This is a genomic window from Candidatus Saccharimonadales bacterium, assembly GCA_036397795.1.
Taxonomy (GTDB): Bacteria; Patescibacteriota; Saccharimonadia; order Saccharimonadales; family DASWIF01; genus DASWIF01.
This window is the reverse complement of record DASWIF010000065.1, coordinates 1-15,921: the sequence shown is the minus strand read 5'-3', so window position 1 is coordinate 15,921 and position 15,921 is coordinate 1. Positions and strand designations below refer to the sequence as shown.

At 49.5% G+C, this 15,921-nt stretch carries 12 protein-coding genes and 1 tRNA gene; 12 read left to right on the top strand and 1 reads right to left on the bottom strand.

Annotation, left to right across the window (positions count from 1 at the left end):
• Positions 1 to 59 precede the first annotated feature (59 nt).
• Positions 60 to 1,220, top strand: coding sequence for a tyrosine--tRNA ligase (gene tyrS, locus VGA08_03880; protein ID HEX9679732.1), 1,161 nt, complete (start codon positions 60 to 62; stop codon positions 1,218 to 1,220).
• Between the two features lie 6 nt (positions 1,221 to 1,226).
• Here tyrS and VGA08_03875 read toward each other — a convergent pair whose 3' ends face one another.
• A complete protein-coding gene (locus VGA08_03875) occupies positions 1,227 to 1,703 on the bottom strand; it encodes a hypothetical protein (GenBank protein ID HEX9679731.1) in 477 nt (158 codons plus the stop codon).
• A 71-nt stretch (positions 1,704 to 1,774) separates the two neighbouring features.
• Here VGA08_03875 and recG point away from each other — a divergent pair, with 71 nt between their 5' ends.
• The 11 genes from recG to VGA08_03820 form a co-directional block, all read left to right on the top strand.
• Entirely contained in the window at positions 1,775 to 3,805 is a 2,031-nt protein-coding gene (gene recG / locus VGA08_03870) for an ATP-dependent DNA helicase RecG (protein HEX9679730.1), read from the top strand.
• A gap of 1 nt (position 3,806) precedes the next feature.
• Positions 3,807 to 4,613 carry a hypothetical protein gene (locus tag VGA08_03865; GenBank protein ID HEX9679729.1) on the top strand — a complete coding sequence of 269 codons (807 nt, stop codon included), beginning with the start codon at positions 3,807 to 3,809 and terminating at the stop codon, positions 4,611 to 4,613.
• Positions 4,610 to 5,146: an RsmD family RNA methyltransferase gene (locus VGA08_03860; GenBank protein HEX9679728.1), complete on the top strand. Its 537-nt coding sequence runs from the start codon at positions 4,610 to 4,612 to the stop codon at positions 5,144 to 5,146. Before VGA08_03865 ends, VGA08_03860 begins: the two co-directional genes overlap by 4 nt.
• 131 nt (positions 5,147 to 5,277) lie before the next feature.
• Positions 5,278 to 5,451, top strand: coding sequence for a hypothetical protein (locus tag VGA08_03855; GenBank protein HEX9679727.1), 174 nt, complete (start codon positions 5,278 to 5,280; stop codon positions 5,449 to 5,451).
• A 32-nt stretch (positions 5,452 to 5,483) separates the two neighbouring features.
• Positions 5,484 to 5,569: transfer RNA gene (locus tag VGA08_03850), tRNA-Leu, on the top strand.
• Between the two features lie 922 nt (positions 5,570 to 6,491).
• On the top strand, positions 6,492 to 7,184 hold the full coding sequence (locus VGA08_03845) for a hypothetical protein (GenBank protein HEX9679726.1): 693 nt from the start codon (positions 6,492 to 6,494) through the stop codon (positions 7,182 to 7,184).
• A gap of 26 nt (positions 7,185 to 7,210) precedes the next feature.
• Entirely contained in the window at positions 7,211 to 8,506 is a 1,296-nt protein-coding gene (gene hisS / locus VGA08_03840) for a histidine--tRNA ligase (protein ID HEX9679725.1), read from the top strand.
• Positions 8,507 to 8,567: 61 nt separating this feature from the next.
• Positions 8,568 to 9,851: a trigger factor gene (gene tig / locus VGA08_03835; GenBank protein HEX9679724.1), complete on the top strand. Its 1,284-nt coding sequence runs from the start codon at positions 8,568 to 8,570 to the stop codon at positions 9,849 to 9,851.
• A gap of 51 nt (positions 9,852 to 9,902) precedes the next feature.
• Positions 9,903 to 10,535 (top strand): ATP-dependent Clp protease proteolytic subunit, encoded by a 633-nt coding sequence (locus VGA08_03830; protein HEX9679723.1) that lies wholly within the window; start codon positions 9,903 to 9,905, stop codon positions 10,533 to 10,535.
• A gap of 181 nt (positions 10,536 to 10,716) precedes the next feature.
• Complete coding sequence (gene rpoB / locus VGA08_03825; protein HEX9679722.1) at positions 10,717 to 14,244, top strand: DNA-directed RNA polymerase subunit beta; 3,528 nt, start codon at positions 10,717 to 10,719, stop codon at positions 14,242 to 14,244.
• On the top strand, positions 14,237 to 15,921 hold a 1,685-nt coding region (locus VGA08_03820), incomplete at its 3' end, for a hypothetical protein (protein HEX9679721.1). The genes rpoB and VGA08_03820, both read left to right, overlap by 8 nt.

The following is a 15,921-nucleotide window of genomic DNA, read 5'->3' as shown; positions in this document are numbered from 1 at the left end:
CATTATAGCATTCATCAACCAGAATAACGGCGTCTCAGGTATACTGTTACAAAATAGTTATGGAAGACATTTTTATGCGCCGGGTGGCCAAAGTCTTGCCCGACGCCAAGCCACTAAAAGACTTAATGTCAGGGAAAAAAATCCGAGTCTATTTAGGTATCGATCCAACCGGCGGCCAGCTTCACATTGGACACGCTATTGGCATTAAGAAGTTAGTGGAATTTGCCGAGGCCGGCCACGAAGCCATCCTATTGTTTGGCACCGGTACAGTGTTAGTTGGCGACCCCTCGCAGCGCGATAGCGCCAGAAAGACCGTAAGCCAAGAGGAAATCGAGACTAATATCCAAACCTGGAAAGATCAGGTTGCGCCGATAGTTGATTTTGACAAAGTCACGATTAAACAAAATGGCGATTGGATTACCCAACTCAGCTTAAAAGATTTAGTTGAGATTGCTTCCAACATTTCTTCGGTTCAACTATTTAAGCGTGACGCATTTAAGCGCCGGATAAAGCGTGGTGACACCGTTTGGTTCCACGAAACGATGTACCCACTGTTGCAGGGTTATGATTCAGTCGTGCTCGATGTCGATTTAGAAATCGGCGGCACCGACCAAGAGTTCAATATGTTAATCGGCCGCGAGTTGCAACGAAAGATGAAAAATCGAGAGAAGTTCGTGCTGACAACGCCAATGATCAACGGCACCGACGGCCAGCCAATGAGTAAAACCAGTGGCAATTGCGTTTGGCTTGACGACTTAGCGCCGGACATGTATGGCAAGTTGATGTCGGTTAGCGATGAACAGATAATTCCGTATCTGGAGCTGTGCACGGACGTACCCTTAGTAGAAGTAGCGGACTTGAAGCAACAGATTGAGGCCGGCGCCAATCCTAAAGAGGCAAAGATGCGCATGGCTCGGGAAATTACAACTATCTGGCACGACAATGCAGCGGCTCAGACCGCTCAGGAACAGTGGACGGCCCAGTTTTCTGGCGGTGAGCTGCCGGAGGATATACCAAGTCTGGAGTTAGGGGTTGGGAGCTGGGAGTTGGCGGAATTGTTGGTAAAAACTAAGTTGGCCTCGAGTAAATCAGACGCCAAGCGGCTGATCGAACAAGGCGGCGTACGGCTAAATCAGAATAAGCTAGACACCGATTCTGTTGATATCAAATCAGGCGATATCCTTCAGGCCGGCAAACGCCGGTTCGTGAGGGTCAAGTAGTAATTGTTATTCAGTGGTTTGTATTTGGTTGATTTTTACAATTGATAATCGCGTATCTTTGCCGAGCTTGGTGCGGTAATTACCTTCTTTGATGGTATCCTCTGCGTAAAGGTAGTAGTCACCATTTTCATCAGTAGACAACACAACTGAGGAGCAGAAAAAATCGTCTACAATTATATCTGCTCGCGTTTCAGGGTCATACGCTTGATTCCATGCCCAGCCCTTATCGCCATAAGTGGAATATCTCACTTCTTTTTCAAGCTTGAGCTGCCCCTTGATTTTAAATAGGTGACCTTCGGGCGCTGAGAAAGACCGCTGGCCATCGAGCAGCTTTTTGGTTTGTTCTTCTAAATGTCCTTTGATCAGGGCCAGAAACTCAGCATTTTCAGCGATATCACTTAACGCCGCCTCGAAATCATCAAATTCAACAGTCCACTCAAACTCAGGATTTGCCGGTCGTCCTTGCGATAAAAGTTCAGGCATATTGCAGATATTTAATCACAAGTTATTCTCAACCCGAACCATAACCACTGTACGTTGCTATGATATGAGCAGTGAAACTGACGGACTCGGTAGAGACTATCAAAGGAGTGGGGGATAAAGTAGCCGCGCTCTTTAAGCGCATGGGTGTTGAGTCGGTCGAGGATTTGATTTATCACTTCCCCCGTCGTTACGACGATTATTCACATGTTGTAAAAATTAATAACATCAAACCCGGCCCAGTTACTATCAAGGTCGAAGTTAAAGATGTTCAGCAGCGGTATGTCCGCCGCGGGTTGCATATCACCGAAGCCGTAGTTAAAGACCCGAGCGGAACGCTCAAAATTACTTGGTTTAACCAGCCTTACCGGGCCAAGGCCCTTATGCCCGATAAACAATACTTTATATCCGGTGATTACCAGTTCAATAGGGACCGCTATTCGATTATCAATCCGGCAGCCGAGTTGGTTAGCTCGTTTCCTAAAAATACCGCGCGTATAGTGCCGATTTATCCAGAGACTAAGCGCCTTAAGTCCTTCCAAATCCGCCGGGCAATGCAGGAAGTCTTGCCGGTAATAGCTAGACTGCAAGATAACTTACCGGCATTTATCGTTAAAGACTTTGGGCTACTTCCTTTGAACCAGGCTCTTAAGCAGCTGCACTTTCCGGACGACCCGACCAATTTGACGGCGGCCAGGGATCGGTTGGGGTTTGCGGAGCTATTTGAGCTGACATTGGCTGGCCAATTAAATAAACTGGCTATAGCTGCTCAGTCTGGCCAGACTATTAAGTTCGACGAGGCTTTAGCTAAAAGATTCGTCGCTAGCTTGGCCTATAAATTGACCGACGCCCAGCGTAAAGCTGCCTGGCAACTGCTGCAAGATTTGAATAATAAGCGGCCGATGAACCGGCTGCTGGAAGGCGATGTCGGCTCTGGCAAAACCATCGTTGCGGCCATGGCCATTCTGATGGCGGCAAACAATGGCTATCAGGTGGCGTACATGGCACCAACCGAAATCCTGGCTCACCAGCAGCATGAAACACTTGGCAGCATGCTGAGTCCGTTCGGTGTTAAAACGGATATTTTTACAGGTTCATTAAATGAAAAGCGAAAAATGAAAACTGCTAAATCGATTGAGTCGGGTGAACCAGACTTAATCGTAGGAACGCACGCGCTTATTCAAAAGCATCCAAAGTTTAAAAACTTGAGTCTGGTAATTATTGATGAGCAACATCGATTTGGCGTTAACCAGCGGGAAAAGCTGCTCGGCAAGGCCACTAAAGTGCCACACGTGTTGACGATGACGGCCACGCCCATTCCACGCAGTCTGGCGCTGACAATTTACGGTGAGCTTGATATCTCAATTATTGACGAATTACCGCCCGGCCGACAGCCGATTATCACTGAGGTAATTCCCCCTGAGAGCCGCCCGAGCGTTTATAGCAAAATTGACCAGCAAATTGCCGCTGGACGTCAAGCCTATGTTATTTGTCCGCTGGTTGATGACTCGGATGTACTAGGAGTTAAAAGCGTGAATGAAGAGTTCAGACGCTTAAACTCAGGTTTATTTAAACACCGCCGAATCGGGCTAATGCATGGTCGGCTAAAAAGCGATGACAAAAACCGCATAATGACTGATTTCTCAACCGGCCTATATGACATTTTAGTTTCGACTACCGTAGTTGAGGTAGGCGTGGATGTCCCTAACGCCGCAGTGATGTTGATCGAGGGCGCTGAACGTTTTGGGCTGGCTCAGCTACACCAGCTTAGGGGACGGGTCGGTCGCGGAGAGTATCAGTCGTATTGCTTTGCGATTCCCTCAACCAACCAGCAACTTAGCCGGCGGCTTCGAGCTTTTGCCCAGATGAGAGACGGCTTTAAACTGGCCGAAATGGATTTAAAATTAAGAGGCCCCGGCGAGGTCTATGGTCTGGCTCAACACGGTGTGCTCGATCTGAGGATGGCCAAGCTAAGCGATGCCAAATTGCTGGCGAGAGTCAGACAGGCGGCCGACGACACGCTTCTGCGCTCGCCCGACCTGCTACAATACCCCCGACTGAAAAAACGCGTAAACGACTTGAGAAAGATAACAAATTTAAACTAATATGTATTCCGGCACAACAATATCCAATCTATCCGGTAAATTGATGGGCGTGCACCAAAAAATCAACCGGGCGGCCCACAAGAGTCTAAAACTGTCAGCTAAGGACAGCTTTTTCCCATCTATCAAACAGATCAATCATTTTGAGGGGCGCAACGGCCCCGACGGCATTAAGTCTAAGTCGACCGGCCAAGACGAACCCTGGCACTTTTATGATCCGTACAATCCAGATGACACGGCGCTACTCGAGGACGTGCACAAACACTATGACAACTTGGTTAACCAGCTGACTAAGCAAGACCAGGAAAAGGCGGCCTTTGAAGCTGCCTGGCTAGCCCACGCGTTGGTTGATGGCCTAACCCCAGCGCACCATTACCCCTACGAAGAGGAGCTGACTAAAATTCGCGGTTCTGGCAACGAAACTCGTGACACCATCAAGAAAAAAATTGTGGTTAGAGGCGAGACCAGACGGCAATCGCTCAAAAAAAATTGGATGATCTGGGGGGCAAAGGGGCTAATTACTACTCATGGGCTGTTTGAATTTGGCGTGGCTACAATCCTTGCCCCGATAAAGTTAAAACCGGCCAATATCAAGAGCATAGAAGTTGATAATACCAAAGCCCAAGGACTAGATCAGTTATTTATCAGCGCGGCTAGGCGGATTGCGTCCGAGTTCTCCTACGATGAGTTTTACCGTAAAGGCTGGACGCCGAGTCTTGCCCGCTGGGTCAGAAATGAGTTGGCGCCGGTTATTACCAAAGTCGTGACACTGGCCTGGCTAATGGCGCTTAACGATGCCAATAAAGCGTGAGAGTCATCAGCGGAGCGCTAGGCGGCCGGACATTTTACGCGCCCAAGGGATGGCGTACCCACCCGATGTCAGAACAGTTACGAGGCGCGCTGTTTAACATATTGGGTGATATAACCGGCCTGAGCCTGCTGGATGCCTACGCTGGCAGCGGCGCAATCGGTATCGAGGCGCTCAGCCGGGGCGCAAAATTCGTCCAATTCGTCGATATTGACAAAACTGCGCATAAAATTATCGAGCAAAACCTAGAATTACTTGACCTCAAAAAACGGGCTAAAGCCACGCTCGCCAACGTCGAGTTCTGGGGCAAACGACAAGCGGATAATAAGTTCGATTTAATCGTGGCTGACCCGCCTTATACGGAGGTTAATTTATCCACAATCGAGCATCTGGGCGCTCATTTAAAACCAAATGGGCTTATGGTATTATCACATCCAGGTAGGGAGTCTGCGCCGACCGTTAATGGAGTTGTTGTGGTGGACAATAGAAGTTACGGAAACGCGGCGCTGGCTTTCTACCGCCTAGCTTCGCGTTAGGCCACACGGCGTCAGGTGGACGCCGAGTACCTTTTTTTAGAGCCGGCCGCCAAGGCCGGTTCTTCTTATTGACGTAGGAGAGTATAATTTGCAACTAGGGTTCAACTAATTTAATAAAAACGAAGGTAAACATGGACACGGAAGATTCAGAGTTTGGTGTTGGCGATAGTCCACCGTTGCCGGAGGGCTTTCCACATTCACCGGGGCCAGAACGCTTGGGCGCGGTGGTTTTCGATTTGGCCGAATTGGCCATCGGAGTAGCCGACGAAGTCGACAACCAATCTAGCTACTTGCTAGCTGGCTGAGTCGATTCCATATCTGTTAAAATAGGCATTAGGGGGATGTGGTGGAATTGGTAGACACGCTAGGTTTAGGACCTAGTGCCGTTAAGGCGTGTAGGTTCGAGTCCTATCATCCCCACCACGTCAAAGCAAACTACAACCTCATTGGAAAACAAACAGGGAGGTCGTTTGTTTTTAGGTGAGGTTTCTGTTGTTTTTCCTCTTCAAATACTTAATCACCACACCCGCTAAAGCGGGGGCCAAGTAGTATAAAGTATTTGGTCGGGGCAATAAGTGGGAGCAGTAGCGATATCCTATAGTCCCCATCAGTAACAATCGATTGTGTATGGGTTTGCATTTATAATTAACAGAGGGTAAATTACGAAACTATATAATTAATTATATAACTTTATTCACCGGATTTATGCGAAAACAATAAATACACATAACTAACGACTATTCAGCTAATGATGGAAACCGGATTTGTCCGCCGCGTTCGGCCAGCATTCCCATTTGGATAAGCTCTTGGGTATGTTCTATCTGGTGTATGTCTTTGAACTTTCTTAAATCGAGAGTCACAGCTCCGTTGGGTAATACGGTGATGAAACTAGTTTCACGGCCTGTATCGGTGTTTCTCGCTAGTTTTAACTCTTCAAGTATCTTTTTTGCTATGAAATCGGGATAGTCTTGCTTTTCGATGGTTGAATATGTAAATACTTCCTAAGCGAGGTGACCGCAGATGATCGTCTCCCAGTTTCGTATTCTCCGCCTGTCATTTCAACTTCAACTTGTGTGCCGTCGGAGTTGAGGATTAAACAAACCCCTGACAACTCTTTGTACTTTGCGTTTCTAATATAGGCATTGCCATATCCATAGGATACTTCTCTATCCCAATAATTATGTGACGCGATGAAGACCAGAGTATGTTCGTTTCCCTCGAGCACCAATGATCTACCGCTTGTTTCCAAGCTCTTTTGACGTTCCATAAAGAGTTCTCCTACTTACGCTTTATTATAACATTTCATAGGACGATTGCACCGTTGGCTCTGCTATAATCACGTCTAATGACATCGGGACCAGAGGGTGGCCAAGGTTCAACTCCAGAACTGACGCACGAAGCTAGAATCGAGCGCCTTGAGAGATTGGTTGGCAAAGAGGCGCTGCTTGCGGCCACGAACGAACATTTTAATGAGGTACCAATTTTCGTCTTTCCTGATGGTAAAAGACCAGAGCGTAAAACCGACGGCGCGATCGGCTACGATGTGTACGCCAGAGCTATTGTCCACAATAACCAATTTGATCCGGAGTTATCGTATAAACGCCTTACTAGGTTTGATTTTTTTGCTTCGCCAGATGATAAACAACTTCGTAAATGGGTGCACCCTGACGAGTCCAACCCAAATCAATCTGTCCTCTTGCTACCGCCAGGCCAGCAGGTACTGATAGGCGTTGGCTTTGCGACGGCGCCAAACTATCCGCTTTTTTATTGGTTGGCGCCAAGAAGCGGGCTAGCAATGAATAACATCACAATCGCCAACGCCCCCGGCACGGTTGACCCTGATTACAGAGGCGAGGCTGGAGTCCTCTTGCAAAATAATTCAACCGAACACTTTGAAGTCGGACGCCATATGAGGGTAGCCCAAGCTATTTTTATGCCGGCCTGGATTCCGCGGCTCACCGAAGTGGATAGTCACGTGTTATTGGGGAGTACTCAGCGCCAGGAACGCGGCTTTGGTTCGACGGGTACTTATGACTAGCCTTTCTCTGTTATAATCACCTCCAAATGGCATTAGCAGTTCAACCGTATAAAGGCACCAGGGATTTTTATCCGCCGGATGAGCGCATCCAAAAGTGGATGTTCAATAAATGGCGGGAAATAGTCGAAAAATACGGCTACGAAGAGTATAACGCGCCGATTTTGGAGCTAATGGAGCTTTATCGAGCTAAAAGCGGCGAGGAGATCGCCGAACAACAAACGTATAACTTTACCGATCGAGGCGGCCGGGAGGTGGCAATCCGGCCGGAAATGACGCCAACGGTAAGCCGGATGGTAGCTGGCCAACGCCAAGAGCTGGCCTATCCACTCAGGTGGTATTCGATTCCTAATTTGTGGCGTTATGAACGGCCACAGCGCGGGCGTTCGCGGGAGCATTGGCAGCTAAATGTCGATATCTTTGGCGTCGATAAGATCGACGCCGAGCTCGAGCTGATTATGATTGCCGCCGACATAATGCGCTCATTCGGAGCCAGTGACGACATGTATCAAATCAGAATTAACAGTCGCAAGCTGATGGATCTAATTTTTACCGATTATCTGGAGCTGGACGTCGTTCAGGCCAATTTAATGGCCAAGCTGTTTGACCGCCAAGATAAAATGCCAGAGGACGCTTTTTATCGGGAGGCCGCCGGGATTTTTGACAATGAGCAATCCAATCAGAAGCTGCGCAAGTTGATTGAGGCCAAAAGCCTGGCTGATCTGCCCGAATCAGTGGTGCAATCTAAAGCCATGCGCCAGGTCCAATTGCTGTTTACGCTGCTCAAAGAAAGTAATATCAAAAACGCCCGGTTCGACGTCAGTTTAATGCGCGGATTTGATTATTATACCGATATCGTGTTTGAAATTTATGACAGCGACGAGACCAATAACCGCTCGATTTTTGGCGGCGGCCGTTACGACGGCATGGTGGGACTGTTTGGCGTGGAAAATCTACCGACGGCCGGTTTCGGCTTAGGCGACGTTACGCTGCACGACTTTTTAGAAACCCATAGGCTGCTGCCGGAGCTAAACAGCGAGACAGATGTTTATCTGGTAGTTATCGGCGATGTTTTGCGCCAAGCCAACGGTGTGGCTGGACTGTTAAGAAATGAAGGTGTCAACGTGGCAGTGGACGTCACCGGACGGGACGTGGACAAACAGATTAAGGCAGCCGTGAAAAAACAGATTCATTTTGCTTTGTTTGTGGGCGAGCAAGAACTGGCCGCAGAGCAGTTTACGCTGAAAGATTTAGAATCTGGCACGGAGGACAAACATTCGATTGAAAGAATAGTCAGCATCCTAAAAGACGAAAGAGAAAAGTAGACACTTAATCCTAAATTTAGGGTTGGTTCTTTAAAAGAACACTTGTTATAATCGCACTCCTATGAAGGTAGAGATAAAAGAGACGAGCGAGACCGGACGATTGCTGCACATTAGCGGCGATGAGGCTGATCTTAAAAAAATAAAAAACCATACACTTGATAATCTCAAGGCCAAAGTAAAGGCGCCCGGCTTCCGACCGGGCAAGGCCCCAATCAGTGTGGTCGAAAAACAACTGACGTCCGAGGCTCTGCAGCGCGAGGTGCTGGAAGAGGCAGTCAACCATTTATACTCCGAGACTGTTATTGATAAACAGCTCAGACCGCTGAGAAACCCCAAAATAGAACTGAAAAAATTTGTACCTTTTAGTGTTCTTGAATTTACAGCCGAGATAGAGATAATTCCGCCGGTTGGGCTAGGCGACTACAAGAAATTCCGAAAACAAGCCCAAAAAGCTGAAGTCAGCTCCAAGGAAATTGATCAGGTTATTGAGAACTTGAGACTAAGAACGGCGCAAAAGAACGAAGTTAAACGATCGGCCAAGAAAGACGACGAAGTATGGATCGATTTTGACGGCAAGGATGCCAAGGGCAAGGCCGTCGCTGGCGCGAGCGGCAAAGACTATCCGCTTAGGCTGGGATCCGATACTTTCATACCGGGTTTTGAGAAGAATTTAATTGGCTTAAAAGTCGGTCAAACCAAAAGCTTTGATGTTAAGTTTCCCGTTAGCTACAGCCACAAACCGATGGCCGGTAAAACCGTGGCGTTTAACGTCAAAGTCAAAACCGTTAAGGAAGTTATCCTGCCCAAGGCCGACGATAATTGGGCCAAACAGGTCGGCCCGGTGGCTGATCTTAAATCACTGCGGGACGATATTAAATCGCAGTTGCTGAGCCAAAAACTAGAACAAGCCGATAACAAGCTAAAAGACGACCTAGCCAAGGAATTGGTCGAAAAAAGCCAGGTGATCGTGCCGCCGGCCTTGGTGGAGGAACAGGCCAAACATATCCGTCAGGATTTTATCAATAATTTGGTTTACCGCGGATTGACGTTAAAAGAGTATCTCGAACAAGCCGGAAAAACCGAAGCTGACTGGGCCAAAGACGAACTTAATCCCCAGGCCGAGCGCCGGGTTAAAATCGGCTTGGTGTTGAGCGCTGTGGCTGACGCCGAGCAGCTGTCGGTCAATGATGAAGAAATTGATCAACGAATCAGCCTCTATAAAGGCCAGCAGCAGCGCCCGGATGCCCAAGTCCACTATGACACTGAAGACGGCCGGCGAGACGTAGCTAGCCGGATACTGACGGAAAAGACGCTGAATAAACTAGCAGAGTACGCTTCAAACTAGATTGGCACTCTAGCTTGACGAGTGCCAGCCTGGTGCGCTACAATTAGTCTAATGAGAAACGCGTCGATCCTGGTTCCGACTGTTATCGAGCAAACCAATTTGGGCGAACGAGCCTATGACATTTATTCGCGCCTGTTAAAAGAACGGATCATTTTCCTCGGCACGGAAATAAACGAACATACCTCCAATCTAATCGTTGCCCAGATGTTGTTTTTGGCTCATGAAGATCCCAAAAAAGATATTTATCTGTACATCAATAGTCCGGGCGGCAGTGTCTATGACCTGTTTGCGATCTATGACACAATGCAATACATCAAGCCGAACGTGCAGACAATCAATACTGGCATAGCCGCCAGCGCGGCCGCCGTTCTGCTAGCGGCTGGCGCTAAAGGCAAACGGTTTGCTTTGCCGCACAGCAAGATCATGATTCATCAGCCGACGTCCGGATTTAGAGGTACGGCCAGCGATATCGAGATCGGCGCCCAGGAGATTCTAAAGCTTAAAAATACGACTGAACAGATTATGGCCAGCCACACCGGGCAAAAATTGAAAAAAGTCCACGACGACATGGATCGGGATTACTACATGACGGCCGAGGAGGCCAAGAAGTACGGCTTAATTGACTCGGTGATTACCAACGAGGTCGAGCGCGAAAAAAAATTGAAGAATAGGTCGAACAAATAGCTTGACTCGGCTGAACTTTTTTGACAAACTAATCAGCTGAAGTAGATTAAGGGGCATTTTTAGTGTGCACCAAAAATAGTGCACATTGTAAGATGCCGGTCTTAGATGGGCTTCGATCGAGGAAAATAAAAAATACTGGCTTTATAATCAATTTTTAGTTAGTTCTTAAATTAGGGGGTTTATGGCCAAATCCGCCACGACTGAGCGTGTTTATTATTCTAAAGTCGACGAAGCCGTCAAATTAGACAACCTTATCGAACACCAACTGTCATCCTGGCAGTGGTTTGTCAAGTTTGGCCTGAGCGAGATCTTCGAAGAAATCAATCCGATCGAAGATTATACCGGTATCAAGTTGTCGATGAACTTTAAGTCGCACCGATTTGAGGCGCCAAAAATCTCGGAAATCGAGGCCAGAGTCAACAATATAACCTATGAAGCGCCGCTGATGGCGACGATTGAATTGATCAACAAGGTGACTGGTGAGGTCAAGGAACAAGAAATTTATTTGGGTGACTATCCCTGGATGACCGACCGCGGGACGTTCGTTATCAACGGCTCAGAGCGGGTGGTCGTATCCCAACTCATCCGTTCGGCGGGCGTATTCTTTACCGCTCAAACGTCCGGTACGACCAGTCTATATGGTGCCAAAGTTATTCCGGGCCGTGGTGCCTGGTTAGAATTTGAAACCGCCAATAACGGCGCCATGTATGTCAAGATTGACCGCCGCCGCAAGATTCCTGTGACGACGCTGCTCAGAGCGTTGGGCTATAGTAACAATAGTCAAATAAAGGACTTGTTTGCTCATGTCGACAGCGGTGCGACCAGCTTCATTGACGCCACGCTTGATAAGGACCCGTCCCGCTCAACCGGTGACGCCTTAATCGAGGTTTACCGCCGGCTGCGGCCTGGTGATTTGGCGACAGTAGAAAATGCCAAAAGTCTGTTGGAAAACATGTTCTTTAGTTTCAAGCGTTTCGATTTTTCTCGTGTCGGCCGTTACAAGATCAACAACCGGCTGGATTTGAACGTTCCCAATACTATCAAGAACCGCACCATGCGGCTGGAAGATTTGACCGCCATTATTGCTGAGATTATCCGGCTTAATAACACCCAGGATTTACCAGACGACATCGACAGCCTGGCCAATCGCCGCGTGAAATTAGTCGGCGAGCTGGTCCAGCGGCAATTTAGGATCGGTCTGTTACGCATGGAGAGAAACGCCAAAGACCGGATGTCAATGTCGGAAATCGAAACCGTAACTCCAAGCCAACTGATCAACGCCCGGCCGGTTGTGGCCGCCGTACGAGAATTTTTTGCTTCGTCCCAACTCAGCCAGTTCATGGATCAGATCAATCCACTCAGCGAATTGGCCCATAAGCGGCGTTTAAGCTCAATGGGCCCCGGTGGCTTGAGCCGAGAACGAGCCGGGTTTGAAGTCCGCGACGCTCACGCCACGCATTATGGCCGGATGTGTACAGTCGAAACGCCGGAAGGCAGCAATATCGGATTGGTACTTAACCTAGCCACCCACGCCCGGATAAACGAGTACGGCTTCGTGGAAACGCCGTATCGCAAGGTAGTTAACGCCGTGACGGCCAAAGACGCCGCCGGACACATTGCACGAGAAGGCCTCAAGGACGCCAAAGGCAAGGTGGTGGTCAAAAAAGGCCAACAAATAACTAAGGCTGCCGCTCTCAAGTTGGCCAAGTCTGGGCGTGTCACTTTTCCGGTTAAGTCGCGGGTTACCAATGACGTGGTCTATATGGACGCCTACGAGGAAGAGAGCGCCGTAATCACCGGGGCGGGTACAGAAACCAGCGATGACGGCTATTTTATAGAATCACGGGTCAGCGTCAGGAACCGATTGGTGACCGGCGAAGCCGACGCCGACGATGTGACCCACATGGACGCTTCCCGAGCGCAGATTATCGGCGCCAACGCCGGTTTGATTCCGTTTATCGAAAAAGATAATGTCGTTCGCTCCCTGACCGGAGCCAACCAGCAAAAACAGGCAGTACCGCTGCTGCAGGCTGAGGCGCCAATTGTTGGGACCGGCCTGGAGGCCGTGGTCGCCCGTAATACTGGCCAACTGATTTTAGCTGAAGCTGCCGGCAAGGTTGAGAAAGCTACGGCCGACGAAGTAGTAGTGAAGTACGCCAAGGTCAGAAAGACTTATCGGCCGTCGCATTTTGTCCGGAGTAACGAAGGAACGAATATCAATTACCGGGTGGTAGTCAATTCTGGTGATAAGGTCAAAGAAGGCGATATCCTGGCGGAAGGCATGTCAATCGAAGGCGGCGAACTGGCGATTGGTAAGGATGTCCTGGTCGCTTTCATGCCCTGGGGTGGATTTAACTTTGAAGACTCGATTGTTATCAGCGAGCGGTTGGTTAAGGACGACACCTTCACTTCCATCCATATCGTTGATTATATGACTGAAGTTCGCGAGACCAAGCTGGGTCCCGAACTCGTCACCCGCGATATCCCCAACGTGTCGGAGGAAAGTTTACGTCATCTCGACGAAGACGGTATCGTGCGTGTCGGGGCGGAAGTCAGGCAAGGTGATATCTTAGTCGGTAAGATTACGCCAAAAGGCGAGCAGGAATTATCCAGCGAAGAACGCTTGCTGCGTGCCATCTTCGGCGAAAAAGCCAAAGACGTAAGAGATACTTCCCAACGAATGAGCAACGGCAAGCACGGTAAGGTCGTCGGCGTCAAAGTTTTCAGCCGCGACGAAGGCCACGATCTTAAGGCCGGTGTGATCATGCAAATCCAAGTGTTTGTGGCCCAAATGCGAAAAATCCAGGTCGGCGATAAGCTAGCCGGCCGGCACGGCAACAAGGGCGTAATTGCTCGGATCTTACCAGCCGAAGACATGCCATTTATGGCCGACGGCACGCCGGTTGATATCGTGCTCAACCCGCTCGGTGTGGTATCAAGAATGAATATCGGCCAGGTGTTTGAGACGCACCTCGGTATGGCTATGCGGACGTTGGGCCTGAAGGTCGCCTCGCCGGCATTTAGCGGCGTGAGCATCGATAAGATTAAACAATTGCTGAAGCAGGCCGGTTTGCCTGAAGACGGTAAATTCCAACTATATGACGGCCGCAGCGGTGATGCCTTCAATCAGCACTCGGTAGTGGGGTCAATGTACATGCTGAAGCTGGAGCACATGGTGGTTGACAAGATCCATGCCCGGTCGATCGGTCCCTACACTATGGTCACCCAACAGCCCTTGGGCGGAAAGGCCCAAAACGGCGGTCAACGCTTTGGCGAAATGGAAGTTTGGGGTCTGGAAGCCTATGGCGCGGCCGCGTCATTGCAGGAAATGCTAACGATCAAATCCGACGACGTCTTTGGCCGATCCAAAGCCTACGAGTCGATTATCAAAAAAGAGCCAATCGTCGGGCCGAAGGTGCCAGAGTCGTTTAATGTGCTGGTCAAGGAGTTACAGGGTTTGGGTCTCAAGGTTGATTTGATTGAAAGCGATGCTAAGCAAATTGATGCTGAGGCTTTGTTGGCCGAATCGATTAAAAATGTGGCCGAACACAGCCCTCAAGTCAAACCGGATGAGGACACGGCCACACCGCTAGACGTAACGGCGGATAGCGTGGTGGACGAGTTTGCCCTAGCCGAAGACGGCAGCGGCGGCGATGATGACGACGACAAAGCTAAAGCCAAAAAAGCCAAGGGTAAGAAAGATGACTAGATACAGCTACAGCCGGGACATATCTGATTTTAACGCCGTGCGGTTATCGGTCGCGAGTGACGACGACATTCTGTCCTGGTCGCACGGCGAGGTGACCAAGCCGGAAACGATCAACTACCGTACCCAGAAACCGGAACGGGATGGTCTTTTTTGTGAAAAAATCTTTGGTCCAGTCAAGGACTTAAACCCGCATGATGCCAAGCTAAAGGGTGTGCGCTACCGGGAGATGGCGGTTGATAAGAAAGGCGAAATCGTCACCAAATCGATCGTCCGTCGGGAACGTATGGGGCATATTAACCTGGCCGCGCCGGTGGCCCATATTTGGTTTATGCGCGGTACGCCGTCGGCTATGGGGCTCCTGCTCGGCATGACGGTCAAGAACCTGGAGAGGATCGCTTATTTTGCCAGTTATGTCGTGTTGTCTGCGGATACTGACAAACGAGACAAGTTATTGGCAGACTTGGCGGCCGAAAACGAAGCTGACTCGACCGCGATTAAGACCCGCTACGAAAAAGCCGCCGAGGCCGAAGAGGCTGATATCAAAGCGCTGGCTGAAGCTCAAACCAAGGAGCTGGAAGAAGCCATGCAAGAATACAACGAGAAAAAAGACCAACTAGAGAGTTTGGAAGAGTTACGGCTGATGAGCGAAGTGGACTATCGCGACTTGCCCGCCGAGTATCGCCAGATAATAAAAGTCGGTATGGGCGGTGAAGCTCTCAAAGCCCTGTTAGACGCCATCAACCTGGACAAATTGATCGAAGAACTGGGCGCCGAATCAGAAGAAACCCGGGGGCAGCGCAAAAAGAAAATCGTTAAACGGTTGAAGGTGTTAGAAAGCATGCAACAGGCCGATATCAAACCCAATTCAATGGTCATGACGGTCGTGCCGGTTATCCCGCCGGATCTGCGGCCGATGGTTCAATTGACCGGTGGACGGTTTGCCACATCGGACCTTAACGATCTCTACCGCCGGGTGATTAACCGGAATAACCGCCTCAAAAAATTGATTGATCTGAAAGCGCCGGAAGTAATCCGTCGTAATGAGATGAGAATGCTGCAAGAGGCGGTCGATGCCCTAATTGATAACAATAACGCTCGCAGTGGCCGGGCGGTCAGCTCGACCGGCGGCCGCCGAAGGCTGAAATCATTAAGCGATATGCTCAAGGGCAAACAAGGCCGGTTCCGGCAGAACCTACTCGGTAAACGAGTAGATTATTCCGGTCGGTCGGTCATCGTCTCCGGGCCAGAGCTTAATATCAATCAGTGCGGCCTGCCCAAGATGATGGCTTTGGAGCTGTTCAAACCCTTTGTCATCGGCCATCTAATCGATAACGAATTCGCCCACAACATTAAGTCGGCGACCCGCATGATCGAAGCCGGCGAAACCGTCGTCTGGGACGCACTAGATGAAGTCACAAAGGGTAAGTACGTGTTGCTAAACCGGGCGCCGAGCCTGCACCGGCTGAGTATCCAGGCCTTCCAGCCCAAGTTGATCGAGGGTAAGGCCATTCAGTTGCATCCGCTGGTCTGTAAGGGCTTTAACGCCGACTTCGACGGCGACCAAATGGCCGTGCACGTGCCGCTTAGTCAAGAAGCCCAAGACGAGGCCGCCAATATCATGGTTGCCAGTAAAAATCTGCTCAAACCGGCCGATGGATCGCCAATTTTACACATCGA